The sequence below is a fragment of the Nostoc sp. DedSLP03 genome (assembly GCF_034530815.1).
GTDB lineage: Bacteria > Cyanobacteriota > Cyanobacteriia > Cyanobacteriales > Nostocaceae > Nostoc.
This window is the reverse complement of sequence record NZ_JAVRCK010000242.1, coordinates 1-1,324: the sequence shown is the minus strand read 5'-3', so window position 1 is coordinate 1,324 and position 1,324 is coordinate 1. Positions and strand designations below refer to the sequence as shown.

Below are 1,324 nucleotides of genomic sequence, written 5' to 3'. Positions count from 1 at the left end.
AGGTGATTTCTAGGAAAGAATTTACCAATGGAGGTAAAATGTACCCTTGATGCAAAGAAAACAGGAGCAAGCATTTGGATACGTTAGCCACAGCCACCGCACCCAAATCATTAACACCATCGCAAATTGAAGACTTGCGGTTGGCAGCATCGAAAATGAATGGAGTAGAACGTCGGAGTTTTCAGGCAGAGATGGCATTGAAATATTGCCAGGGAAGCACAAGGCTTGCAGAAACGTTATTTGGCTGGGGTAGACAGAATATAGAGGTAGGATTGGCAGAAAAACGAACAGGGATAACCTGTGTAGGATTACAGTCAACCTTTAGTGGAGCAAAGCGTTGGGAGGAGAAACAACCGGAAGTTGCATTGTCACTGCAACAGCTTGCAGAATCTTATGCTCAACAAGACCCAACATTTAAAACATCATTAGCCTATACCAGACTAACAGCAGCATCGGCGTTGAAAGAATTAAAAGAGCTTGGATTTAGCCAAGAGCAATTGCCAGGAGCCAGTACAATGGCACAAGTATTGAACCGAATGGGCTATCGTCTTCGCAAAATCGTAAAAGCCAAACCTCAAAAAAAATTGCACAAACAGACGACATCTTCAACAACATTAAAGAATTTCAGAATCTTGCAACAAGCGAATCAGTCAAGAGACTAAGCATAGACTGTAAAGCCACCGTCAATATTGGAGATTATTCGCGTGGCGGAAAAACCAGAGGGGACAATCAAGCTAGCGACCATGATATGGGATGCAAGGAAAAATACATTCCTTGTGGAATTGTAGACGAAGACAATGGGCAACTACATATTATCTTTGGCAGTTCCTATAAAACCAGCGATTTCATTGTTGATAACCTGATTCATTGGTGGAAAACAATTACACCAGAACAAAGACGGGATAGCGAACTGATACAAATTAAAATTGATAACGGTCCCGAAAGTAGCGGAGTACGAACTCAATTCTTAAAAAGGATGGTTGAATTTGTTGATCGGATTAACAGACCCATTCAATTACTTTACTATCCCCCCTACCATAGTAAATATAATCCTATAGAGCGCTGCTGGGGCATTCTTGAACAGCATTGGAATGGAACCAAGCTTGTTGATGTTGAAACTATGCTCTCATGGGCTTCTAGCATGACTTGGAAAGGACTACATCCAATTTTGACTTTAAGCAACATTGTTTACCAAAAAGGGATTTCTCTGACTAAGAAAGCCATGAAGCAAGTCGAGTCTAGATTGCAGAGAAATCCACTTTTGCCCAAATGGGATATCTTGATTCGACCACTTTAGCTGGTAATTTCTTTTTAAAAAATCACC

At 41.0% G+C, this 1,324-nt stretch carries 1 pseudogene; it reads left to right on the top strand.

Annotated elements, in window-relative coordinates:
- Positions 1-155: 155 nt before the first annotated feature.
- Positions 156-1,297, top strand: a pseudogene (locus RM368_RS38990) (ISAzo13 family transposase).
- Positions 1,298-1,324: the final 27 nt, after the last annotated feature.